Source organism: Blautia sp. HCP3S3_H10_2 (assembly GCF_052122375.1).
Taxonomy (GTDB): domain Bacteria; phylum Bacillota; class Clostridia; order Lachnospirales; family Lachnospiraceae; genus Blautia_A.
In genome coordinates, this window is the sequence record NZ_JBQKCL010000017.1 from 20,621 (window position 1) to 45,181 (window position 24,561).

Here is a 24,561-nt window from a genome sequence, read left to right on the forward strand (position 1 = left end):
TATTCCAAGACTGTACTTTCGGTCAGTTCCATTTATTCTATAAGTTGGTATAATGAGGAACATAAAAAAATTATACTACATACAGGAAAAGGAGATTAATGCAATGAAAAAAAGAATTTTAGCACTGATGATGACCGGCGTGATGCTTGTCGGATGCCCTGTTATGGCACTGGCAGAAGAGGCTGCTGAAGAAACAGAGGTTATGGAAGAAGGCAGCGAAGAGATAGAATCCTTAGATTCCACCATGATTGACGAAACGGTTTATGAGGGAACATGGATTTCCGCTTTTGATGTATTTGATCTCTATCTCCCCAGTAACTGGGATGTTCTGGTCAATGCAGATCTGAACGAGGAAGCTCCTGAAAACGGCATATATTTCCAGGCAGCAAATGAAGAGCAGACTCAGTCCGTAGCAATCTCTTATTCGCCGAGCGAGCTTTCCACTCTGGATGAACTGGCATCATATTACACCGATCAGGGATTTGAAGAAGTAGGCTACATGTACATCAATGAAATTCCGGTCGTTACCTATTCTGTAGCCAGTGAAGGTATCCAGACTATGGGAATCGTGACTCTGGGTGATCAGGGTGGTGTTTACAACGTAACTCTCGGAGCTCCTGAGGATGACAGTGATTTTGCTCCGATTGCGCAGAACATTGTGTGCTCTTTCAGTGCGACAGCATCCGAAGAAGAAACTGAAACTGAAACCGAATAATAACATGGCTGACAACGGCAGGCCATGTCAGACTGTAGACAAAGCGGCTCTGGGATATAAATCCCAGAGCCATATTTCTTTTATCAAACGAATTGCATCCAAAATTGTATTTTTGTGTAGTTTTCTCGTTTCCAGCAATCCCCATTTTACCTTTATCTTTGCTAACTTTTTCAAGTTCATACACGCAAACGTAAGCCCGACTTTCATTTCCATCCGGGCTTTTCCGACATCTGTGTATATCGAAAACCATGATTCTCCTTTGCTGTTCCAAAGAGTCTTTCTATGGTTTCTTTTCTCTGAGCATATAAATCCTTCATTCCCAATGTCTGGCGGATGTCTTCACAGATTTCCATGTATGCTTCCCATATATGCCGGGTTATTGTTTTTACATGATCCCTGCTCTCAGTACACTGTGAAAGATACGGGTATTGTGCACAGATTGCTCCGCAGCTTTTATATTCCCTATATCCATCCCTGTTTGTTGTACGATATGTCAGCACCTGATTGTTGGGACAGATATAACAATCATAATACTCATCATACACATACTCATATTTCTTGAAGAATCCATCTTTGGTCATTGGTCTTTTGTAAGGTAAGAGAGGTTTTATCCCAGCATCTATCAAAAGCTTTGCAATCGCCGGAGTTTTATATCCTGCATCTGCAACCAGTGTTTCTATGCCGATATCCTTGATCTTATCATACAGCCCCTTAAAAGTTCTACTGTCATGCTGATTCCCCGGGTTGATTGTATAACCAAGAATCTAGCCATTCTTATCACAGGCAGTTTCTATTGCGTAGGCAAATACATTCTTGTACTCCCCTTTGCGAAACCATCCACTTTCAGGATCAGTAGTGCTGCACTTATACGTACAAATATAAAATCAAGCAATGATATTGTTCGCACTTGCCAACTTTTCTTTTATAAAGAGGATAACACTTTTCCAATTAATTTATTAAGGACTGGAACGTTTGTCTCTTTGCTCAACAACAGCCATCACACCTCCTTTATTCTGTGCTGATTTCGATACCCAAAAGCATTGCCCTTCATTCTCGTTTCTCCAAGAAAATGTGACGCTTTCACCCCTCATTTCCAACTTTCTGGACAAATATATCATCTTCTTCATTTTCGTGCCCACAAAGCCTTATTCTACAAGGTCTCCGGATGCCAAAAGCGTCACATCTCACACAAAAAATCCCCTGTAATTCGCTTGAGAGATTTTACAGGGGCTGCTCTTATACTTGCTATTCTATATTCACTTGAATAATTTGATTTATTAAACCAATGATTTCCGACCTGTTACCATCATCATGCCAGTATGTAGAAACAGTTGTATTATTATCCTCTCCTGAATATGTGTGTCCACAATTTGCAGATACCTGAAACCTGTTTACTCCTCCATTCAGGCAAAGACTAATGAACGTATGACGCATATCATGGAGTCGGACATATGGCAATGGTTCCAGTCCATCTTTTCCTCTGGCTTTATTCACACGGTTTAGAAATTCTGAAAATCTCCGGCTGACTTTCTTTACACCATGCAAAGAATTTTTCGATGTCAAGTGTATCAATGGTGCGAACATCTCGATCACTGAAATATGCTTTCATCCTCTTCGCCTGCGATTGTTTCTGCATCATGTAGGAATCAGACCATGTACTTTTATAGTATTCCGTATATTCATCCAGCACTTGGTCAAATGCAATCTTTCTCGTAATACCGGTTGTTCTCCTAGTTTTCTTTAACGCATTATTTTTTCCCTGAATTGCTTTTGCTTCCTTCATGGTACTCACAGTTCTGGTTGTCTTAATCTGCTTCATTTCCATTCTTCCTGTTTTCTTGTTCATACGAAGCTGGCGTCCAAAATCAAGACTTACCACATACTTTTTAGTAATTACGTTCTGTTTAATTCCTGGTGTTCCAGTATCGACGTACGTATCTTTTTTCATTTTCTGATTACTCCTTTTGGTGAATTGGTATTAGTTCCTTCACCTTTTAAAGCCAAAGAAAATGATAAAAATAAAGGAAAATCTCAAAAGTTTTTTAGAAATTTAAAAAATCCCAGACACCTTAGCATCTGAGATTTCAAATAATAATCAGTATTCACTCATATCCAGAATTTCCAGCTTCGCTGTAATCATCTTATCAATGAAAGTGATTATATCTTCTCTGTTGTTGTCATCATGCCAGTACACTGATACTGTAATAGAATTCCCTTTTCCGGAAAAGGTATGTCCGCAGTTTGCGGAAACCTGAAACTGATTAACGCCACCATTTAAACACAAACTGATAAAAGTATGCCTCAGATCATGCAGTCTTACCTGGGGAATTGGTTCCAACCCTGCCTTTTCACGCACCTTATTCATCCTATTTTGAAACTCAGAAAACTTTCTGCTAAGCTTTCCCGGATGTGGCAGATATCCATTCACCAGATTTACTTTTGTCATGTAAATATAGTCCTCGGGAGTAACCTCGCGTCTGAGATAGACCGCCTGCTGATCCTTAATATAACCAAGAAGAATTGCCAGAGAATCCGGTAGTGCCGCATATCTCTGTTTACGCTCTTCTCTGGAATTACCATCATCTTTCCCGCCCTTCGGCACTTTCTCCAGACTGCCTGTGGAAATCTGACATCTCTGATATTCTACATCAATCAGTCGTTTTTCAAAATCAAGGTTCTTCCATTTCACACCACATAATTCTCCCCGGCGCAGTCCACTGAGAAGCGGGAGACCTATCAATGCCAATGTAGAGTAATCTTTTTCATTGTTGATTGCATACTGAATCATATAATTGACCTGTTCTGCGTTCAGTATCGTTGCTTCAAACTTTTTGATATCTCCGACCTCAGCATCCAGAACAACATTCTCTCGAATTCCATACTTTTTCTGATTCTTCTTCATATACTTCCATAGATCATACAAATGTGTTCTGATTTTCTGAATGCTGTTATTACTAAGTGGCTGTGGGAATCCCGGTTGTGGGCTTCTGCACCACTTGAAGAATTCCTCGATATCCAATGTATCAATGCTTTTTACATCACGATTTCCGAAATAGGTCTGCATCCTTTTTGCCTGTGACTGTTTTTGCATCATATAGGAATCCGACCAGTTCTCCTTGTAATGTGCAGTATATTCTGCAAGGGCACGAATGAAGGGCACTTTTTCAGCCACTTCTGTCACTTTTCTTTCCTTTTTCTCCTTGTTATTTTTTCCCAGAAGTGCTTTCGCCTCTTTTAACGTGGTTACGTGTTTGGTAGTTTTTGCCTGCTTCATTTCCATCAGCCCTGTTTTCTTATTCAAACGAAGCTGACGTCCCAGATCAATCGTCACGATGTACATGTTATCGCTGATTCTCTGCTTAATTCCCGGGTATCCGGTCTCCTTGTACAATTCTTTCTTCATAAAGCTACTTTTCCTCCATCCTGACGCGTTCGCGACATATTTTTCGATTTTGGTAGTTTTTTGGGTAGTTTTTAAAGAAAAAAGCCACTCCTTAAAGGTTAAAGAATGGCTTAAATACAAAGAAAATGGCTTTTTGATTTACAAATTACACTTTAAAGCGGTATCCTACACCCCAGATTGTCTCAATATACTGTGGCTTCGCATTGTTATACTCAATTTTCTCACGGATTTTCTTAATGTGAACGGTAACTGTAGCAATGTCGCCCACAGATTCCATATCCCAGATTTCCCTGAAAAGCTCCTCTTTGGTAAATACTCTGTTTGGATTCTCAGCCAGGAACGTAAGCAGATCGAATTCTTTGGTGGTAAACGTAGTCTCTTCTCCATTTACCCACACACGGCGTGCAGTCTTATCGATCTTGATCCCGCGGATTTCGATAATGTCATTTTTCTGGACTGTAGAGCCGATCAGTCGGTTATAACGCTCCATATGCGCCTTCACTCTGGCTACAAGTTCACTTGGGCTGAATGGCTTCGTCATATAGTCATCTGCCCCAAGACCCAGTCCGCGGATCTTGTCAATATCATCCTTTTTCGCAGAAACCATAATGATCGGAGTATTCTTGGCTTCCCTTACCTGGCGGCAGATTTCGAAGCCGTCTACCTCTGGAAGCATAAGATCCAGAATGATCAGATCAAAATCTTCTTTCAGAGCCTTCTCAAGTCCAAGATCACCTCTGTTACATATTACCACTTCAAATCCGGAAAGCTCCAGATAATCCTTCTCAAGCTCCGCAATTGCCTCTTCATCTTCAATAATCAGAATTCTGCTCATTTCATTGGTACCTCCTGATATTTTCTAAGCACGAAATACATGATCGTGCCGATTCCCAGTCTGCTGGTAGCCCATACTTTACCACCATGGTCTTCCAGGATCTTCTTCACAATGGAAAGACCGATTCCACTTCCTCCCTTGGAGGAATTCCGTGAAACATCCGTGCGGTAAAAGCGGTCAAATATATATGGCAGATCTTTCGGACCGATTCCCTTTCCATTGTCTTCGATCTCGATCTGGATAAAATCTCCCACATCCTTGATGCGGATCTGAATGATTCCTTTGGGCTTGTCCATGTATTTGATGGCATTACTGATAATGTTATGGATAACACGGCGGATCTGCTCGCCATCTGCGATCACCATAACATCTTTCTCTACATAATTTGCATACACCAGCTCAATTCCTTTGGTCTCCAGCTCCAGACCAACCTCTTCTGCACAATCCGCGAAATAATCCTCCACATTCAGTTTGCTGAAAGTATAAGGAATACGGTTGGTATCAATCTTGGAATAAAAGGTCAGCTCATTGATCAGATGATCCATCTCGTTAGTCTTATTATAAATGGTTCTCACATAACGGTCCATTTTCTCCGGAGTGTCTGCCACACCGTCCATAATTCCCTCCACATAGCCTTTCACTGCTGTGATAGGCGTCTTCAGATCATGGGAAATGTTACTGATCAGCTCTCTATTCTCTTTTTCCATAAGATTTTTCTCTTCTGTGGATTCCTTCAGACGGCGGCGCATTTCCTCAAAGTCCTGGCAAAGCTCAGAAAATTCATCTTTTCCCTCCACATCCAGGACGAAATCAAGATTTCCCTCTTTTATATTCTGGGTCGCCTTCTTTAATTTCACCAGTGGAACGGCAATGCTGCGATATACCCATAATCCAACCACAAGTGCAACGGAGATCAGGATCGCAAATGCACTGATAAACAGATCCTTCGCCATCAGATGGACTCTGCCCTGACTGTCCGTGGAATCTGTTATGGAAATATCGTATACGGTCCCGTCACTCTCAGTCACCGTCTGTGCTGTCTCCGTTTTCTGTGCCTGTGACTGGCTGAAGCCATACAGGGTCGCAGCAAAAAGAAGCAGCGGCATGAGAATGATCATGGTAAATCCCAGAACGATTCTTGTTTTTAACTTCATAACAGTTCTATCCTCTTTCTAGTTTCATTTATATGAATTATAGCATAAACTGTTCTTTCTATCTCTTAATTTTCTATAAAAAAACCAGGGAGAAACCCGCAAGTCTCTCTCTGGCTTTTTTATTTCCGTTTCTATTTATTTTATCTGCTCTTATGCAAGATATTTCTTCAGATCCTCAACCTTATCCAGGTGCTCCCACGGAAGATCTACATCTGTACGGCCAAAGTGTCCATATGCAGAAGTCTGTTTGTAGATCGGACGGCGAAGGTCAAGCATTTTGATGATTCCAGCCGGACGAAGATCAAAGTTCTCACGGATGATCTCTACAAGCTTGGCATCTGATACTTTACCTGTTCCAAATGTCTCTACATGAACAGATGTCGGATGTGCAACACCGATTGCATAGGAAAGCTGAATCTCACACTTGTCAGCCAGTCCTGCTGCAACAATATTCTTAGCAACATAACGTGCTGCATAAGCTGCGGAACGGTCAACCTTTGTACAGTCTTTTCCGGAGAAAGCACCGCCGCCGTGACGTCCTGTTCCACCATAAGTATCAACGATGATCTTACGTCCTGTAAGACCACTGTCTCCATTCGGTCCACCGATTACGAAACGTCCTGTAGGATTGATAAAGTATTTGGTGTCCTCATCTACCATGTCTGCAGGAATGATCTCATCAAATACATATTTCTTAATGTCAGCGTGGATCTGTTCCTGAGTAACTTCCGGGTCATGCTGGGTGGAGCATACAACCGCATCAATACGTTTTGGCTTGCCATTCTCATCATATTCTACGGTTACCTGGGTTTTTCCATCTGGTCTTAAATATTTCAGAGTACCATCCTTACGCACCTTGGTAAGCTGACGGGCAAGCTTGTGTGCCATGTTGATCGCATATGGCATATATTCTTCAGTCTCATTGGAAGCGTAACCAAACTGGATACCCTGGTCACCAGCGCCGATAGAGTCAAGCTCATCCTCATCCATCTGGTTTTCTTTCTGCTCAAGTGCTTTATCAACACCCATTGCAATATCTGTGGACTGTTTGTCAAGTGCTGTGATTACTGCACAGGTATCAGCATCGAATCCAAATTTTCCACGGGTATAACCAATTTCGCGGATTGTCTGTCTTACGATTGACTGGATATCGATATTTGCCTTAGAAGTAATCTCACCCATAACCAGAACAAGACCTGTTGTTGTAGCAGTCTCGCAGGCTACACGGCTCATTGGATCCTGTGCTACTAAAGCGTCCAGAATCGCATCGGAAATAGCATCACAGATTTTATCCGGATGGCCTTCAGTTACAGATTCGGAAGTAAATAAGATTTTTTCCTTGTTTTCCATTCTTTTGTTTTTTCCTTTCTTTGCTGGAGCGAAAACCAACACTGCACTGTATCAACATTATGCATGAGCTTTCGCAAAAAAAGAACAGCCCGGACAAGCGGACTGTCTTAAAAACCACGTTTTATATAAACAATCCTCTTATTGTTCGATCACTCGCTCAGGTTGGCACCTTCCTCTCTTTCGAGGGGTTGCCGTGGCTTCATAGATCCTATGTATCTCCACCACTCTGAATAAAAGGCTATTCTTCAGTTTTCCTGTTGCAAGCAATACAATATACTGATTGCTTATAATTGTCAATAGACATTTGCTATCATATGACTAATCTGACTATTTTTTATCAATGAAACTCCTGAAAACAGTAGATAATCTATTTCTACCAGCGTAATCTGTAATTCCATCAGCCTACACGCAGACGGAATTTCTGGATCTCCTTCTCACTGGAAACCCGCTCGATCTCAGCGCCAAGGCTGCGGAGCTTCTCCTCGAAGTTCTCATAACCACGCTGGATATACACAATGTCATCCACAATAGTAATTCCCTCTGCTGCCAGACCGGCAATTACGAGAGCGGCTCCTGCACGAAGATCCGGTGCGCTTACTCTTGCTCCTGTAAGCTTCTTCACACCATCAATGATGGCAGAATTACCCTCAACTTTAATACAGGCTCCCATTCTGGAAAGCTCATCTGCATATTTGAAACGATTCTCAAAAATACTCTCTGTCACAATGCTGGTTCCCTCTGCAAGCGCCAGGGTAACAGCGATCTGCGGCTGCATATCAGTAGGATAGCCCGGATATGGAAGAGTCTTAACGTGAGTACGGTGAAGCTTGCCAACTGCGCGGACACGTACAGCGTCATCAAATTCCTGAACCTCACAGCCGATCTCTTCAAGCTTGGCTGTGGTAGCTTCCAGATGCTTCGGGATTACATTCTTCACAGTAACGTCACCACCGGTGGCTGCCGCTGCAAACATAAAGGTTCCAGCCTCGATCTGGTCCGGAATGATAGAATACTCTGTGCGGTGAAGCTTCTCAACGCCCTTGATACGGATCACATCTGTACCAGCTCCCTTGATATTCGCTCCCATGCTGTTCAGGAAATTGGCAACATCTACCACATGCGGCTCTCTGGCTGCATTCTCAATAATAGTACGTCCAGGTGCAAGGGAAGCTGCCATCATAATATTAATGGTCGCTCCTACAGAAACTACATCAAGGAAAATATGGCTTCCGTGCAGATTAGATGCTTCTGCAACAATAGCACCGTGAAGGATGTCCACCTTCGCACCAAGTGCCCTGAATCCTTTCAGATGCTGGTCGATCGGACGGCTTCCGATGTTACATCCTCCTGGAAGCGGAACCTCCGCTCTTTTATATTTGCCAAGTAAAGCACCAAGAAGATAGTAAGATGCACGGATCTTCTTGATATACTCATAATCTACACTTACATCACCGATCGTAGAACCATTGATCTTAACCGTTGACTTATTGATTCTGTCAACCTGCGCACCGATGCCAGCGATTGCTTCCAGTAATACATTGATGTCTCTGACGTCAGGCAGATTCTCGATCAGGATCGTCTCATCCGTCATAATAGCTGCTGATAAAATAGCCAGCGCTGCATTCTTGGCACCTGCTATCTCTACTTCACCTACAAGCGGATTTCCACCTTTAATCACATACTGTTCCATAACACACCTCTATTATTCTTACTCCGCGAGCAAACAGGGCTATCGCATTTCATCTGCAATACCCCAAAGCTCTCCTCTGATCTACAGTTACTTAATTAACCCCTGTCTGTAGTGTTTCCAAAAGTGCCTGCAGACTTGCTTCCAAATCTTTCCCTTCTTCATCTACCACAATGTCTGCATATTTCTCATATAAGGGAACACGCTCCTCATATAAACTCTCCAGCGTCTGTCCATCTTTAAGAAGAACTCCTCTCTTCTTAAGATTTCCAAGTCTTTTCTCAAGAGACTCCAGAGAAAGTCTGAGGTAAACTACCTTCCCGATTGATCTCAAGTGTTCCATCGCTTCACTGCAATATACCACACTTCCCCCAGTAGCAATTACAGTATTCTCTGTTTCTATGGATGCATTTACGCGGTTCTCGATGGCCTTGAAACCTTCTTCTCCTTCTTCATCAATGATCTGATAAAGACGTCTTTTTTCTTCTTTTTGTATTAAAAGGTCTGAATCTAAAAATTCATATCCAAGTATTTTCGCAAGAACAACGCCCAGTGTGCTTTTACCGGCACCGGGCATTCCAATTAATGTAATATTATTCATTTTCATTCGATATTCCCTTTAATAATAACACAAAAGATATATTATTGCAATCCCATTAAGAATTTGTTACTGTTTTCCAATTTTTTTCTCTGTCTGACGGCGTGAACTATTGCGTTTTTTCCCCTTCTTTACGCTATATCCAAACGTCCCCAGCTTCTTTCCAAGCCCCAGATATTCTCCATGGGAATATACCATCAGTTTTGACTGGTTCAGCTGAAATTTATTGTTTTTATCCATATAAGCTTCATCCGCATGTACTGCCACAACTTCTGCCAGAAACATGTGATGGGAGCCCAGCTTTTCAATTTTCTTAACCTTACATTCAATGTTTACAGGAGACTCCCCGATCATAGGTGCTTTCACATAATCCGCTTTTTCCCTGGTAAGATGAAGCTCCTGGAATTTATCCACATCCCTGCCGGAACGCACACCACAGTAATCCGTAGCATATGCCAGTTCCTCTGTGGTAAGGTTCAGAACAAATTCCTTTGTCTTGCAGATCATATCATAGGAAAATCTGCTGGGACGTACCGAGATGCTTACCATAGGCGGGTTGGTACACGCAGTTCCTGCCCATGCTACGGTTATAATATTGTCATTGCCATCGCCATCTGTAACACTGACCATTACAGCTGGAAGCGGGTAAAGCATATTTCCTGGTTTCCAGGTCTGTTTTGCCATAATTTAATTCCTCATATCAGTTAAAATCATTTGCCATGATCTGGGCAGCTTCCATCATTGCCGGAATCATCTGTTTCTTACGGGAAACCACGCCATTCAGATGGAAACAGCCATCTTCAGGATCCTGGTGGAACGCAAGCTGAGCCATTTCCTCGCTTCCTTCCCCGTAATAGATCACATCTGAAGATTCATCCATAATATTGGTGAGCATAAAGTAAACGCGGGTAATTCCATGACGGCCGCACTCGCTTACCATAAATGGTTTCAGACGTGCTTTGATCTCCTGCAGTTCTTCCTCGTCCATGGAACTGATCTGTCCAACACCAAAAGCCACGTTGCCCTCTGCAATAAATTTCTTGTAATCCTGATAGAAAATTTCTTCAGGAGCTTTATCCTTCAGATTGCTTCCTGCCTTGAACATTTCCCGTGCGAAATCTTCAATCTTAATATCCGCGATCAGGGCCAGCGCACTTGCTGCGATCTTATCCTGCTGTGTGCAGGTAGGTGAACGGAACATTAAAGTATCAGAAATAATAGCAGCGCAAAGAAGTCCTGCGATCTTAGGCGGAATCTCAAGTCTCTGCTCGTCATAGATCCGGTAAAGGATCGTTGCTGTACACCCAACCGGCTCATTTCTGAAGTTAATTGGTTTCATGGTCTCAAGAGAACCAAGCTTATGATGATCGATGATCTCCAGAATTTCCGCTTTCTCAATATTATCAACTGCCTGGTCTTTTTCATTATGATCTACAAGAATAACCTGCTTCTTGTGCATATCCAGGAAATTACGTCTGGAAATTGTTCCCACACATTTTCCCCGCTTGTTGATAACCGGGAAAGCACGATGACGATGCTTAATCATAACATCCTGAATATCATCTGTGAAATCCTCCGTGCTGAAAGTTACCAGATTATCTTTTTTCATTACATAATTTACCGGAATACTCTGGTTGATCATCCGGGCAATTGTGTAGGTATCGTATGGAGAGGTGATGATAATGATCTGTCTCTCATGTGCTTTCTGGATTACCTCTTCGCAGACCTGGATATTCATTCCTACAATGATACAGCTTACATTCAGTTCAATTGCTTTCAGCTGATCCTCTTTACGATTTCCAAGAATTACCATATCATTTTCTTCGATATAGTCCTTCATCATCTCCGGATCAGCTGTTCCGATTAGGATTTTTCCCTTGGTAAAATAACCGTGGCCATTGCCTTCCACGATCTCACCATCAAGAGTATCCTTGATCTTATTATACTGTGTTCTGGCATTAGCAAGAAGATAGCTGTCCTTGGTATCCATGTAAATATCTGCGATGTCACCGATGGTTACAATTCCTTCCAGTTCATCTTCACTGTTGCAGATCGGGAGAGTAACAATCCCTTTATTCTGCATCATATCCCAGGCATTTTTCAGGGACATGGTACGGTCTGCATCAGGCTTTGGACGGATATCCATATCCTTTACCTGGGTTCCGATATTTCCCAGATATGCCGGCGGCTGTACACCAAAACGGTTCAGCACATACTGGGTTTCTTCATTGATCTGACCTGCACGTCTTGGAATGTAGTGCTTGGTCTGGGTGGTTCTGTTTTTGATATCTGCATACGCAATCGCAGAACAGATGGAATCCGTATCCGGATTCTTATGTCCCATTACAAATACTTTCTGATTCTTCATTCACATTCTTCCTTTCACATTAGAGCCTTTTCAAACAAGCTCTAGTTCACTAGTTCAATTTAATATTTACGAATAAAGAACCAAGAGATGTAGTTGCTTCCTCGCCGGACTGTGGAATCTCAATTTCCTCTTCTTCCACTTCTTTCGCCATCATATCTGTAGCTTCCTTGATGCTCAGGCTCAGTTTACCATCTTTAACTGCTGTGACTTTTACCTTCACCTTATCCCCTACAGCAAGCACTTCAGATGGTTTACGGATTCTTTTCTCACAGATCTGGGAAATGTGTACCAGACCGGAAACGCCGTTTCCAAGATCAACGAATGCGCCATATGGCTGAAGGCTTTCTACCGTTCCTTCTGTTACAAAGCCTGGCTGGATATTGGAAATTTTATTCTTTCTTTCCTCTTCAGCTTTTTCCCTTAAGATTTCTTTTGCAGAAAGGATCAGCTTCTTATCGTCTTTATTTACATCGATTACCTGAACCTGAATATGTTTATTCAGATATTCATTGGTGTCTTCCACGTAGCTAAGTGCCAGCTTGGATGCCGGGATAAACCCACGCACGCCTTCTACATAGGCTACGGCACCGCCGTTTACCACGCCTTTTACTACTACATCCAGAACCTCGCCAGTTGCTTTCAGTTCTTTTAATTTATCCCAGGCAAGAACGTCTGTCGCCTCAACCTTGGATAAAAGGATGTTGCCGTTTCCATCATCTGTTCTCACTACTGTAGCAGAAACCTCATCTCCCGGATGTACTTCTTCTTTTACGTTAAATCCAGGCTCTCTGCTGTAATCCTCTACCGGAATGATTCCTTCTGCATAATATTTTAAATCTACAATAATCTCTTTATCATCTACACTCACAACGGTTCCTGTGAGAATGTCGCCTTCTTCAATTTTCTTAAAAGAAGCTTCAAGTTCAGCTTCGTAATCTTTCATTGTCTCTGCCATAGCTGATGACTCCTTTCTCAATTCAATATAGGAAAAACTCCGTTAGCCAAAAAATATTTTCAAAAAAATAAAGCCAAAAACAGGTATCTTTCCCATGTTTTTGGCTTCATTATAGCACACCCCCTTTTAGTTGCAAATAAATTTTAAATGTTAATTTGTCACCTCCTCTCGCTGCAAATATATTTTATACCGTTTCCAGAATAGGAAAATCTTCTTCCAGATCACCTCCAAAAAGCTCGTCAATATTCTCCTGCGTAAGTACCTTCTTATTCTTAGTTTCCGGATTAAACAGATCATACTGTTCCAGCCGGAATTTGGTGACCTGCTGCGGTTTCTGTCCTCTTACGAACAGCCACGCATCACCTACCGGCATATTCAGAATATTATCAGCTGTTTTATTAGCTTTAATACTGATGTATTTGGCAGTATTTACATCCTGCCCGCCAAGATACAGGCAGGTATCACAGTTGTTGATGATCGTCTTCGCACGCTGCTCGCCATACATGGAGTCCAGCTGTGTGAGACTCTGTAAGATCAGACTCACATAGATTTCCCTGGAACGGATCACGGATATGATCTTGTCAAAATCCGGAATTACTGCATTGGATGCAAAGTCATCCATAATGAATCTTACTGGTACAGGAAGCCTTCCATCATCCTGGGAGTCTGCAAATTCACAGAGCTCATGCAGAGCCTGTGCATAAAGCAGATTCAGAAGCCTGTCATTTGCCCGGTTACTGTCACTGACATTGATAAACAACGCAGTCGGTCTTGTTCCCATGTATTTGAAATCCACCTGGAACTTGTGGATAAACAGCTGCTCACATTCAGGATTGGAAAAAGGACTCAGCTTTTCACCCAATATGAATGCTGCACTGGCGTTGGTCTTGTCTGCGGCTTTCGTGTCCTTAAAAAGATGCCACTTTTTCACCGCAAAGCTCTCAGGATGCAGCAGTTCCCATTCTTCCATCAGTACATCCAAAGTATCTGTTCCAAGAAGCTCCTGAAGTCTGGCTACTTTTCCCAGATGATGTTCATTTTCCGGAAGTGCTTCCAAGATATACGCGATCAGCGTGGATGCCTGCATGGCAGCTGCATAATCCCAGAATGGATCCTTCATGCATTCCAGCGGGCAGATGTTCTGGGCCAGCATTTCAATATCCTGACTGTTGTAGCGGGTCACCTTTTTGCCGTCTACCATCACCTGCTCCTTGCCTATGTAGTTCAGCGGATTATATCCGATGGCTGAATCTCTCATATTCGCAAGGTTCAGATTCCATATCAGAAATCCCCGGCTCTTCAGCTCTGGTTCCAGCTTTTTGTAAAGCTGGTTCTTGGTATCTACCACGATTATGCTGTTGTCACTTTCCATAATGTTTGGAATTACATAGCTTCTTGTTTTTCCTGCACCACTGACACCTATGATCAGGTCATTGTTGTTAAGCCCTGTCTCCCAGGTATTATTGTTGATATACTTGTCCTGTGCCAGAATTCTGTTGTGTAATCTTTTATTCATAAATACGTTATTTTTCATTTTTTTGATCTCCTTTTTTCTTTTCTTAGTGTTTTTTACTGCCATTTGTTTTATTTAAATGGCAGTTCCTCATCTACTTTTTTTCTCTCTTTCTCACCCGCTGGTTTCCGCTTTTTCTTTGGCTTTAGCTGGATAGCAGAATCTGCAAGCCCGAACCGGATCGCTTCTTCTGCTGTAAACCAGGTATCTTTTGCTGTCTTTTCATAGATTTCATCGATGGTTCTGCCTGTCTCTGCTGCCAGCAGTCCGCCCAGGATCTGCCTGTTTTTCATCAGATCCTCCACTTTTTCCGACAGGGAGACGGCGCTGCCGGTCAGACCATTTCCAGCGATCAAAGGATCGTGGATCATCAGTCTGGAATGTGGTAACATTTCCCTGGTATCTCCAGCTGCAAAGAGGACCGCTCCAAAGCTTGCAGCAGTTCCCATGCACACTGTTCGAATAGGACATTTGACGGACTTCATGGTATCGTATATAGCAAATCCGCTGGAGACTTCTCCTCCGGGACTACTAATGTACATTGTAATTTCCTTTTCGCTATCCTGGCGTTCCAGGTATTTCAGCTGAAGGATCAGTGCTCCTGCACTTTCCTGGTTGATTTCTCCCAGGCAGTAGATTTCTCTGTTGCTCATCAGCTCATCCATTAAGGAAATGCTGAAATATCCGTTACTGGTTTCTTTAATAATTCCTGGTGTATAAGTTGTCATAATTTTTAATTTCCTTTCTTTTTCTGTTTTATTTTTATTGTTGTTTTTATTTTTTTCTCATTACAGCTCTCGCTTATTTTCTTATGCTTTTTTATTTTTTTCTGTTGTTTTCACTTCTGTTGACTTTTTTGGCTTTTATCCCTCCTTTCTTTCAGCGCAGCTCCCGCAGCTCTTATTTACTCTTTCACTTTAGCGCTCGCAGCTTTTATTTGCTCTTTCGCTTTAGCTCCCGCAGCTTTTATCTGCTCTTTCGCTTTAGCTCCCGCAACATTTATCCGCTCTTTCGCTTTAGCTCCCGCAGCATTTATCCGCTTTTGTTGTACGGTAAATTTCTGCGAAAGGTTCTATGAACAGCCATAGCTTGTCCTGATAGTTCATATCCCTGATGAAGTAATCGCAAAATTCTGATATACTGAAATCCATGTTCACTTCATCTGGATTGGTGAAATCATCGCAAAGTTTGCGGATGCAGGTAATCTTTTTACCTGTAATAGTTTCCAAAGCCTCATTGATATCCCACAATGAGGCTCCTGCCACAAACTGTTGCCAGTAATCTCCATATTCACATGGAAGGATCCCGTTCCACGCATTATATTCGAATTTCTTTTTCTTAAATCTCTTTAAGTTGTAAATTCTGTTCATACGCTTTTCCAGCGGCAGCGGTTTCTCTGCTTCCAGCTCAGAATAAGCTTCTTTTTCTTCCAGGCAGTCCCATGTTGTTGTATCATTCTTATAAACACGTACTGGCTTTCCTTCCAGACGCAGATCCACAATGTCGTATGGAACGCGCATGTCGTCAATGATCCTTCCGGTTCTTTTGGAAAATGGATCTCTGTGAAATTGCTCTGAAACAAATTCACAGACTTCACCTACTGTGAGATCCGGATAAGTTCCCATTTTCCGCGGGCCGCCCATCCGATCTATTACATTTTGATAGGCTTCCCGCTTGAAAAACATGAAATCTGCAAAGGATAATTCTGTAATATATTCCATTACTTTGCAGATAACCTCCTGGTTGGTGAGCACGCCGTGGCGCACATTTTTAATTCTTTTTTCCAGTTCTCCGTTGGTGATTTTTTCTTCGTAGATTTTTTTCATTGTTGTTTTTCTCCTTTTCATTTTAAATTTTGATAATTTTCATTCTGTTGTAATTTTATTTTTTCAGAATTTTGAAGTTTATTTTTTATTTTTCTTCATTTATTCTCCCGTATCTTTTATTCATGTTTTTATAATTTTGTTGTTTTTCTTTTATGTTTTTATTCTGTTCTGTTGTATTTTTTGTTGTATTTTATATTCTTTTATTCTGTTGTAAGAAGAACTTATATTTACTTATCTTTACTTCTAAAACATACAACGATTTGTAATATTTTATGATAAATAAAAAAATCCCTGTTTTTACAAGGATTTCACTAACATTTACATTCTATTTTAAATCATAAGATATTTCATTTTAAGCATCAATAATATATTATTAAATATTAATTATTTCGTTTTATAATGCATAAATAACAAAAACAGGCACATTATGCCAACGCATATTCCCCCCTGAAACGAGGAGTGCCCCGGCAGTAACTGCCGGGGCGATTATTATGAAAAAATTTTATGTGTAATGGTGTCATTACAACGTCTTCTGTGTATGTTCTTTCGAACTGATTATATAGTACCAGATACTTATGAACAAACTATGAACGAATAATGAACTTTTGGTTTATTTGCACAATTTATTCTTTCTTTTTCCTCTTTTTTTATAAAATTAACACATTCTTATTTTTACTTTAGCTTGGTAAAGTTATACATTTTGCACATTTTATTATTCTTATTCGAATAATCCTTTAACAAAATCGATCAGTTTCGCAACAAGACCCTTGGCATCATCCTTTGTAACACCCATGTCCTGGAGCTTGTTGTAAACAGAATTTACATCACTTCTAAGTGCATCCTCATCAATCTTCGCATCCAGAACCTTGCGCACTACGGAAACAAGGGAATCCACGTCAGAATCAGAAAGTGATACTCCAAAGTGATCTGCAGCCTGGGTAACGGCGCTTCTTACCTGGTCATCTGTGATATTCTGCTGATCCACAAGATCCTTGGCATACATAATAATGTCCACTGCCTTGCCAGGATCAGAAGCAAGGAAGTCAATTCCACTGTCCAGAAGACTCTCTACAACTTCTGTATCACTGGATGCCATAACCGGCATCGGCATAGAACAAGCAAGAACTCCTGCAAGAATAAGTGCTGCTGATTTTTTCATTTTTATCATGATAGTTACCTCCTAGTTAATTTTCTGTTCATAAAGTTCCGAAATCTGGTCACATTTCCAGCTTTTTTCCATATCCACTCAAGAATTTTTATTCTCCTGGAGTAAGATTCTCATTCTGCAATCTGATAAGGAAACCTTCTCTGCCCCAGATTTCAGCATATTATACTACACCATTTTCCCGAATTTGTAAAATGTATCTAAAAATTTGTAACTGTTCAAATCCATTTGGCTCTGAACAGTTACAAAAGTTTATCAGTTACAAATCTTTTTAATTTCGTTCACTAATTTTTCATAAGATAAACACGATTCTTTCAAACTTTCCCGATATACTAACATCATAAAAATAATAACAGCCAACATTATTTTTATAAAATTTCTTTTTCATATGTCAGTCACGAAAAGTGATTGACTCTCCTTCCTTTTAAAAAATATATTTGAGACAAAATAAAAATCACCCGACTAGCCACCGGGTGATTTTTATTTGTATAAACTTTGCTCAAAAACAAGAAAGAATCCTGCCTTGCAGGATTCTCCGCCTGCGGCGGGTCGCTTCATGCGACATCTACCTCAATTTATGAAACGCATTTGCCAGATCCGCGAATTCCTTCAACGTAAGTGCCTCTCCCCTTACATTTACCGGAATCCCTGTTTCTGCCATTGCTTTCTCGATTTCTTCTTTTGAGAAATCCAGCTCCTGCGAATTCTTCAATCCATTTACCAGAGTTTTGCGGCGCTGGTTAAAGGATGCACGGATCAATCTGAACATCAGCTTCTCATTCTCCACCTGCACCGGCGGCTCTTCATAACGAACCAGCTGGATCACAGCACTTCCAACCTTCGGTCTTGGCATAAAACAGTTCGGCGGAACATTTGCAATGATCTGCGGCTTCGCATAATACTGGACTGCCAGCGATAAAGCCCCGTAATCTTTGGTTCCAGGTCCTACCTGCATCCTGTCTGCCACTTCTTTCTGCACCATAATGGTGATGGAAGAGATGGGAACATGATTTTCGAAAAGTCCCATAATGATCGGTGTGGTAATATAATAAGGCAGATTGGCAACCACCTTAATGGGCTTTCCCCCATTTTTCTCCTGTGCAAGTGCTGCAATATCCACCTTCAGGATATCCTCATTGATCACAGTCACATTATCCCAATCCTTCAAAGTATCGTTTTCCAGAATGGGAATCAGTGTTTTGTCAATCTCCACAGCCACAACTTCTCTGGCAGCCTCAGCCAGATACTGTGTCATGGTACCGATTCCAGGTCCGATTTCCAGGACAAAATCATCCTTCGTGATCTGGGAAGCCTCTATAATCTTTTCTAATACGTGAGTATCGATGAGAAAATTCTGACCAAACCTTTTCTGGAAAGCAAAATTATACTTTTGAAGTACTTCAATGGTATATTTCGGGTTTCCTAAATAAGGTCTGGTCATGTTCATTTCCTCTTTCTTTTTATATTTTTGATAAAATTCCTGGACGGCAGCCATAAATGATTCTTGCTTGCATGAGCGAATTTATGGATATCGGACAGGCTAAACCGAATGAGTAAGTAGGGCGAGCCCAGATTACGAATTCGGTCGGCAGTTACGAGAGTGCCGCAGGCACGGAGTAACTGACTTTCATAGATGTCGCCACCATGCGACATATCCTTATTATTTATTTGGCAAAATCTTTCTCATAGAGTACCGTAAATCCGTCACGGTCTACTCTCTTCTTCTTGTTGAATTTCAGAAGTCCCCCCTGGGATTTCGCCATTGCAGTATCGAGCATTTCCTTAACTGCACCAATGTTCATCGGCTGGTCTTCCTTCTGATTCACTCCGATCAGATTGTATAATGCAAGCATTCCCATCTGGTCGATCTTATAGCCATTCTCTTTGGTGTAAACTCTTGCAAAGTTTACAAGCTCATCATTGGTAAATACTGGAATATTGATCATAGATGTAAACTTCTTCGCAAATTTCGGGAATCTTGCGATCAGCTTACGCATTCCGATCTTCTCATCCTCAATGATAACAGTAAGTCCGTCTGTACGGAAATCCATGGCTTTATCCAGAATCTCTACCGTTTCCTGAGTCAGCTGGTTTGCATTTTCGATTACAAGGAAACCACCACGCAGCTTATTTACCACCTTCGCAATATCCATCTCATTTAACTGGTCAGCAAATACATAAGCCACTTTGGAAGCCGGCAGATTCAGTTCCTTACAGATTGCAGGAATCAGGCTTGCAATCAGTCTTGTCTTACCAGTCTCTCTTCCACCCATAACGATCACATTACCAGTTTTGGATGTCTTATCAGCTGCAGCCATCTGTACATCACAAAGTGCACTGATCAGCTGCTCCTTCATTCCCGGAACTTTCACAAAATATGTAAACAGCTTCTTCTCGTCATCTGTAAGAGCTTTTTCTCTTGGAACGATATCAGCAGGATTGCGTTTCTCCTTTGGCTGAATGGAATCGATGAACTGCTCCAGCTCTTCTTCCTCTGAAAGCTCTTCTTCAGGCGTCTCGTCCTCATCATCCTCGTCGAAATCGAAATCTTCTTCGGAATCATCTTCAGAATCAAATTCTTCTTCGGCCTCATCCTTATTTTCGACTGTTTCTTCTCCAGCTTCCTCCTCTATAACAGGAGGAACATCTTCATCTTCTCCAATGCTCTCCTTAAGAAGTTTGGCAATAAATTCATCCTCGGACATGGAATCATCAGAAGACTCCTCCTTACGTCCAGCCGGACCATTCATAAATTCATCCTCAGCAGCCTGAAGATCCTCCTCAGAAAGGAATTCCTCTTCTTCAAGCTCCACAACCGGCTTCTTCACTTCCGGTTCAGTCTCTATTTCTTCCTCATCCGGTGTAATGACTTCTTCCGGAATTTCTTCAGCTTTTTCTTTCTTCTCAGCCTTCTGCGGCTTCCCGGAAATTTCCTTGGCAGCCTCAGCGATCTCTTTATTTTCTTCCTGGACCTTCGCTTCATCTGGCTGTTCATCCGGAATTTCAATTCCCTGCGCAGAAGCAGCTGCAAGGATCGTATCCTCCAGGTTAAAGTTGGAGAAATCAAATTCCGGTTTCTCTTCTTTTATTTCCTCTGTTTCTTCATTTTCATCACTGTAAAGATTCGTCTGCGCAGGTGCTTTCGGTACTTCCACCTCTTCTGCAGACATATTCTTCATGGAATCCGGAATATTCAGTGTGGGCATTTTCAGACTTTCAGCTGCAGGTGCATCTGCCACTGCTGAATGTTCCACCTCCTCAGAAATTTCACTTCCGGCTTCAGCAGCTCCCTTTTCATCTTCCGCTGATGCAATTTCTTTCTGAACTGTATTCTTCACCTTGCCAGCCTCCGGCTCAAGCTCCGGAACACTCTCATATTCTTTCTCAGCAGCCGGATCACGAAGCATTTCTTCCTGAACGCCATTTGTCTCCTCAGAAGAAACAATGCTTTCCTCAGTCTCGTCCATCTTACGGTTACCGAAAATGTCACGAAGTCCCTTGGAAATCTTGTCCTGAAGACTCTCTACCCCATCCAGGTCCTCATTCTTGATCTGAATGCTCTCAATGCCATCATTACTCTGGTCTTCTTTTGTCTTCTCTTCCTCCTGAACCTTCTCTGCATCTTCCGGTTTCAGAAGCTTCGGTACAAACTGCTGCTCATACCGCTCTTTTTCCTCACCAGTAAGAACACCCATGCGCTGTTTCAGGTCCATGGCCTTCATCACATAGCTGCCCTCATTAAACCAGAGAATGATCTCATTACAAAGCTCAAGGCATTTCTCCTTATCGCCATCCTGATAATACAGTTTGGCAAGCTCGTAAGACCATTTCTCGGTAAATTCCTTCTCCTTATACTCTTCCAGAACCTTGATCTGCTCAGCAGCCGGAGCCTTCTTCGCTTTCAGGATCTTATATTTCAGAATGTACTGGGTGTTATCATTAGGTGCAACTTCCCTGTACTCCTGATAAAATTCCACTGCCTCAGAAATCTGTCCCAGCTTCAGGGATACTTCCACAAGACGGTAAAGAATGTTCTTTCCGATAGAGGCTCTGTGATAAGCAAGGAGGAAAATTTCCTTACTATCCTCATACCGTTTATTGGCAGCGTAAATCTCACCAACCACACAAAGGGTACGAACATTTTTCACACGGCGCCAGTCGATGCTGTCTACAACGTTCATGGCTCCTTTGTAATCTTTCTGTTCTACTAAATGGTTAATCTCTTCAAGTTTAACCCGAAATTCCTCTTTGTCCAAATTTTTCACCAACTTTCCATAGTTAATGCCAGTTTAGCATATCATATTATACTTAGCAAGCTAATTTATCAGCAGCAGATACCATGCCTGTACATATGATTTTACAAAATGTAACTCTGGTTTTCAGCTGCTATGCTGGCAGATACACCTGTCCGGCTACAACGTGAAACACTTTATTGATTTTAAACTGATGACTGATAAAATCATCCAGACCAGTACAAGTGATCAGGGTCTGGATGTCATGAATACTTTCCAGAAGATAATTCTGACGATTGCTGTCCAGCTCGGAAAGCACATCATCCAGAAGCAGGACTGGCTTGTCATGAATCATCTTCTCCACCAGATAAATCTCTGAAAGTTTTAAGGAAAGGGCTGCTGTTCTCTGCTGCCCCTGCGAACCATATTTTCGGATATCGATTCCATTCACCGCAACCATCAGGTCATCCCTGTGGGGACCTGATGAAGTCATTTTCATACGGAGATCTCTTTCACGGTTGCGAAAAAGACTTTGCTCCAGTTCTTCACTTTCCACACTTGGTTCGTAAATCACTTCAATATTCTCAATACCACCAGTAAGATTCCTGTGAATCTCCTTGATGATCTCATTTAGAGATTCCACAAATTCTCTTCTTTTTTCGATAATTTTGCGGCCGTAAGTAACCAGCTGCATATCCCAGACGTCCAGAGTGGCGCCCAGCCCCGGCTGCTTAAACATATCCTTCAGAAGCTTATTTCTCTGATTCAGAATATGATTATATCCTGCAAGATCAGTCAGATACAGCTTATCCAGCTGGCAAAGCTCTGCATCCATGAATCTCCGCCGCTCTCCCGGACCGTTTTTGATAATATTCAGATCCTCCGGGGAAAAGAAAACCAGATTCACCACTCCAAGAAGCTCTCTTGCTTTTTTTATGGGAAGCCCATTGATTGCCACACCTTTCGCCTTATTTTTCCGAAGGTGCATGTCGATCTTGTAGGACATGGAATCTTTTCCCACAATCATACGGATATGAGACTCTTCCTGATCGAAACGGATGATCTCACGATCCTTGCTTCCCTTATGGGATTTACTGGTTCCGCACAGATACACAGATTCCAGAATATTGGTTTTGCCCTGGGCGTTATCCCCATAGAAAATATTGGTTCCCTTGTCAAATGAAAGCTCCAGTGACTCATAATTTCTGAAATTGCTTAATTTTATGGATTCAATATAGGCCATATTACTCGTTTCCTGACAGAACTTTCACATCCTGGCCATTATAGGAAATAACGTCACCGCCATAAACCTTGCGGCCTCTGCGGGTATCCACCTCTCCATTTACTTTTACAAGTCCATCGTTGATCACATATTTTGCTTCAACGCCATCTGAAACAAGATCGGCAAGCTTCAATGCCTGTCCAAGCTTGATAAATTCATCTCTGATCCTGATTTCCAATTTTATGCCTCCCAAATGTGCAATTATCTCGCCTGATTCTGATTTATGTTAACCGGTAAGATAAGATATGTGTAAGTTTCTTCTTCGTCCCTGATAAAGCATGGCGCTTTCGGGTTTACCAGATAAATGTCGATTGTCTCATCATCAATAACTTTAAGTGCATCGATAAGGAACTTCGGGTTAAATCCGATCAGGATATCTTTTCCCTCTTTCTCAATATCAATATCCTCATTCATGGATCCCATTGCAGAATCGATCTTAAGCTCCATGCTGTTATCGGTAATATGGATAATGATCGGTTTCTTATCGCCTTCTCTTACAAGAAGTGTGGCACGGTCGATACAATCCAGGAATTCTTTTTTGTTAATGGAAAGCTTGGTCTCATAATCGCTGGAAAGCATCTGGTCAATACGGAAATATTCGCCTTCGATCAGACGGGAAACTACCATGGTCTGGTCAAATTCAAATAAAATATGATTATTCGTAAAATAAATGCTGACTACATCATCTATTTCGCCGGATAAGATCTTACTGATCTCATTGAGCGTCTTGCCTGGAACTACCACTTTACGGTCAGAATAATCCTTTTTCAGAGGCATTTTACGGATGGCAATGCGGTGTCCATCCAGGGAAACAATTTTCAGACAATTATCCTTAATTTCAAACAGCTCACCAGTCATTAATTTGTTGTTATCGTTAGGTGCAATTGAGAATATTGTCTGATAAATCATGTTTTTTAATGTATATTGAGAGATAGTTAAGGGCTCATCTCGCTCAATCATCGGAAGATATGCGAAATCTTCACCTGATTTTCCAGGAATATTGAACTTCGCTTTCTCGCAAGTAATGGTTGCAGCGAATTTTTCATCTGTTTTAATAGTAACATCATTATCTGGCAGTCTTCTGATGATTTCATAGAAGATTTTTGCATTTAATGCTACCATTCCTTTTTCTTCTATAGTACCTTCAACAATAGTTTCGATTCCAAGTTCCATATCATTTGTAGTAAATTTAATCTGATTTGTTGTTGCATCGATCAGAATACATTCCAGAATTGGCATTGTTGTTTTGGATGGTACTGCTTTTAATGAAATGCTGACACTTTTTAACAAGTTATTTTTGGAGCAAATGATTTTCATAATGTGTATAACTTCCTTTCTGACGAAAATGGGTTTTTCATTAAATATATTTAAGAAGATATCCGCCGTAACCGCCGTAGGGGGTGTGAATATGTGAAAAACTTACTTCCGCCCAGTGAATAAAAGGGTTTCGGATATGGATAACTTCGTGTAAAAGCATT

At 41.5% G+C, this 24,561-nt stretch carries 20 protein-coding genes, 1 pseudogene and 1 riboswitch; of the genes and pseudogenes, 1 reads left to right on the top strand and 20 read right to left on the bottom strand.

What is annotated here, in order from left to right:
- Positions 1–103 precede the first annotated feature (103 nt).
- Complete coding sequence (locus tag ACTQWB_RS15885; RefSeq protein ID WP_441502463.1) at positions 104–715, top strand: hypothetical protein; 612 nt, start codon at positions 104–106, stop codon at positions 713–715.
- A 27-nt stretch (positions 716–742) separates the two neighbouring features.
- On the opposite strand, the pseudogene ACTQWB_RS15890 reads toward ACTQWB_RS15885, so the two are convergent.
- From ACTQWB_RS15890 to dnaN, 20 genes and pseudogenes are all read right to left on the bottom strand, one after another.
- A pseudogene (locus ACTQWB_RS15890) lies at positions 743–1,587 on the bottom strand (transposase); the annotation flags it as partial.
- A 614-nt stretch (positions 1,588–2,201) separates the two neighbouring features.
- Positions 2,202–2,663, bottom strand: coding sequence for a hypothetical protein (locus ACTQWB_RS15895; protein ID WP_441502462.1), 462 nt, complete (start codon positions 2,661–2,663; stop codon positions 2,202–2,204).
- 147 nt (positions 2,664–2,810) lie between these two features.
- Entirely contained in the window at positions 2,811–4,118 is a 1,308-nt protein-coding gene (locus ACTQWB_RS15900) for a site-specific integrase (RefSeq protein ID WP_441502461.1), read from the bottom strand.
- Positions 4,119–4,263: 145 nt separating this feature from the next.
- Positions 4,264–4,953, bottom strand: a complete 690-nt coding sequence (locus ACTQWB_RS15905; protein WP_441502460.1) for a response regulator transcription factor — start codon at positions 4,951–4,953, stop codon at positions 4,264–4,266.
- Positions 4,950–6,107, bottom strand: a complete 1,158-nt coding sequence (locus ACTQWB_RS15910) for a sensor histidine kinase (RefSeq protein ID WP_441502459.1) — start codon at positions 6,105–6,107, stop codon at positions 4,950–4,952. Before ACTQWB_RS15910 ends, ACTQWB_RS15905 begins: the two co-directional genes overlap by 4 nt.
- A gap of 150 nt (positions 6,108–6,257) precedes the next feature.
- Positions 6,258–7,457, bottom strand: a complete 1,200-nt coding sequence (gene metK / locus ACTQWB_RS15915; protein WP_441502458.1) for a methionine adenosyltransferase — start codon at positions 7,455–7,457, stop codon at positions 6,258–6,260.
- A gap of 135 nt (positions 7,458–7,592) precedes the next feature.
- Positions 7,593–7,694: riboswitch (SAM riboswitch) on the bottom strand.
- 160 nt (positions 7,695–7,854) lie between these two features.
- The gene (locus ACTQWB_RS15920) at positions 7,855–9,147 is read right to left on the bottom strand and encodes a UDP-N-acetylglucosamine 1-carboxyvinyltransferase (RefSeq protein ID WP_441502457.1); all 1,293 of its coding nucleotides are present in this window, start codon (positions 9,145–9,147) and stop codon (positions 7,855–7,857) included.
- A 91-nt stretch (positions 9,148–9,238) separates the two neighbouring features.
- A complete protein-coding gene (locus ACTQWB_RS15925) occupies positions 9,239–9,745 on the bottom strand; it encodes a shikimate kinase (RefSeq protein ID WP_441502485.1) in 507 nt (168 codons plus the stop codon).
- 66 nt (positions 9,746–9,811) lie between these two features.
- A complete protein-coding gene (locus ACTQWB_RS15930; protein ID WP_441502456.1) occupies positions 9,812–10,426 on the bottom strand; it encodes a flavin reductase family protein in 615 nt (204 codons plus the stop codon).
- A 16-nt stretch (positions 10,427–10,442) separates the two neighbouring features.
- On the bottom strand, positions 10,443–12,110 hold the full coding sequence (locus ACTQWB_RS15935; protein WP_441502455.1) for a putative manganese-dependent inorganic diphosphatase: 1,668 nt from the start codon (positions 12,108–12,110) through the stop codon (positions 10,443–10,445).
- 49 nt (positions 12,111–12,159) lie between these two features.
- Positions 12,160–13,065 carry a S1 RNA-binding domain-containing protein gene (locus ACTQWB_RS15940; protein ID WP_441502454.1) on the bottom strand — a complete coding sequence of 302 codons (906 nt, stop codon included), beginning with the start codon at positions 13,063–13,065 and terminating at the stop codon, positions 12,160–12,162.
- A 184-nt stretch (positions 13,066–13,249) separates the two neighbouring features.
- The gene (locus ACTQWB_RS15945) at positions 13,250–14,599 is read right to left on the bottom strand and encodes a VirD4-like conjugal transfer protein, CD1115 family (RefSeq protein WP_441502453.1); all 1,350 of its coding nucleotides are present in this window, start codon (positions 14,597–14,599) and stop codon (positions 13,250–13,252) included.
- A 50-nt stretch (positions 14,600–14,649) separates the two neighbouring features.
- Positions 14,650–15,306, bottom strand: a complete 657-nt coding sequence (locus ACTQWB_RS15950; RefSeq protein WP_441502452.1) for a ClpP family protease — start codon at positions 15,304–15,306, stop codon at positions 14,650–14,652.
- Positions 15,307–15,594: 288 nt separating this feature from the next.
- A complete protein-coding gene (locus ACTQWB_RS15955) occupies positions 15,595–16,404 on the bottom strand; it encodes a hypothetical protein (protein ID WP_441502451.1) in 810 nt (269 codons plus the stop codon).
- A 718-nt stretch (positions 16,405–17,122) separates the two neighbouring features.
- The gene (locus tag ACTQWB_RS15960; RefSeq protein ID WP_441502450.1) at positions 17,123–17,572 is read right to left on the bottom strand and encodes a DUF1002 domain-containing protein; all 450 of its coding nucleotides are present in this window, start codon (positions 17,570–17,572) and stop codon (positions 17,123–17,125) included.
- Between the two features lie 562 nt (positions 17,573–18,134).
- Entirely contained in the window at positions 18,135–19,010 is an 876-nt protein-coding gene (rsmA, locus tag ACTQWB_RS15965; protein ID WP_441502484.1) for a 16S rRNA (adenine(1518)-N(6)/adenine(1519)-N(6))-dimethyltransferase RsmA, read from the bottom strand.
- A 223-nt stretch (positions 19,011–19,233) separates the two neighbouring features.
- Entirely contained in the window at positions 19,234–21,834 is a 2,601-nt protein-coding gene (locus ACTQWB_RS15970) for a tetratricopeptide repeat protein (RefSeq protein WP_441502449.1), read from the bottom strand.
- Positions 21,835–21,955: 121 nt separating this feature from the next.
- Entirely contained in the window at positions 21,956–23,044 is a 1,089-nt protein-coding gene (gene recF / locus ACTQWB_RS15975; protein ID WP_441502448.1) for a DNA replication/repair protein RecF, read from the bottom strand.
- 1 nt (position 23,045) lies between these two features.
- On the bottom strand, positions 23,046–23,267 hold the full coding sequence (locus ACTQWB_RS15980) for an RNA-binding S4 domain-containing protein (RefSeq protein ID WP_441502483.1): 222 nt from the start codon (positions 23,265–23,267) through the stop codon (positions 23,046–23,048).
- Positions 23,268–23,284: 17 nt separating this feature from the next.
- Positions 23,285–24,400, bottom strand: a complete 1,116-nt coding sequence (gene dnaN / locus ACTQWB_RS15985) for a DNA polymerase III subunit beta (RefSeq protein ID WP_441502447.1) — start codon at positions 24,398–24,400, stop codon at positions 23,285–23,287.
- Positions 24,401–24,561: the final 161 nt, after the last annotated feature.